General features: G+C 71.4%; 1 pseudogene. It reads right to left on the reverse strand.

Annotation, left to right across the window (positions count from 1 at the left end):
* Window positions 1–430 (reverse strand): annotated as a pseudogene (locus tag FMN52_RS19710) (carbohydrate-binding protein); the annotation flags it as partial.

Consider the following 430-nt stretch of genomic DNA (forward strand, 5'->3'; position numbering starts at 1 on the left):
CCGCCCGGCGCTGGCGACGCGCGTGGCGCGGGCGCTGGCATGCACGCCGCTCCAGCCGCCGATGCCGCTCTCGAAGTCGTAGGCGATGCGTTTCGGCGCCGGCGGTACGCTCGGCGGCGCGGCCTGGGCTTCCTGCAGGTTCATCTCGTCGACCAGCAGGCTGGCGCCGCTGTCGCTCCAGACCGCCACGTAGAGGTTGCGCTGGTCGGCGGCGGGACGGTAGTCGAAGGTCTTCTCCAGGCGACTGAACTCGTTGCCGCTGACCGACAGTTCGACGCTCTGCGCCGGGTTGTAGGCCAGGGCGCCATCGGCGCGTTCGCTGAGCAGCGCCATGCGCACGGTTTCACGGGTATTGGCGGCCTTGAGCATGACCTTGCCGCTCAGCCGGTAGCCGCTGCCGGCGCGCAGGGGGGCAATGGGGCGGACCAGC

The organism is Marinobacter sp. BW6 (assembly GCF_008107725.1).
Lineage (GTDB): Bacteria > Pseudomonadota > Gammaproteobacteria > Pseudomonadales > Oleiphilaceae > Marinobacter.